Below are 324 nucleotides of genomic sequence, written 5' to 3'. Positions count from 1 at the left end.
CAACTGGCAGCCGAGCACCGGCCTGACGCGCCTTGCCGCCTCCGGCAGGAACTTGGCCCCGCCCACCAGCAGCACTTTCAGGCTCGAAAGGTCGTGGGTGAGGTTTTCGGCGGCCTTCATCCACAGCAGGGCCAGCGGCGGCACGAGGCCCGTGATGGTGACGCGCTCCTGCTCGATCAGCGGAAAGGCGATCTCCGGGTTGGCCGCGGGGCTGAGCACCACGCGCGCGCCGGCATAGAGCGCTCCCATATGCCCCGGCGAGCTCATCGGAAAATTGTGCGCCGCCAGCAGGGCGACCAGGAACACGCTTTCGTCCGTCACGCC

At 68.5% G+C, this 324-nt stretch carries 1 protein-coding gene; it reads right to left on the bottom strand.

Annotation, left to right across the window (positions count from 1 at the left end; all coding sequences use genetic code 11):
- Nucleotides 1-324: AMP-binding protein (locus KVS69_RS19160; RefSeq protein ID WP_217539549.1), on the bottom strand; the 324-nt coding region annotated here is incomplete at both ends.

It is taken from the genome of Stenotrophomonas sp. GbtcB23 (assembly GCF_019091045.1).
Lineage (GTDB): Bacteria > Pseudomonadota > Gammaproteobacteria > Xanthomonadales > Xanthomonadaceae > Stenotrophomonas > Stenotrophomonas rhizophila_A.
Note: the sequence above shows the minus strand (reverse complement) of the source record. Positions and strands in the feature narration are given on the sequence as shown.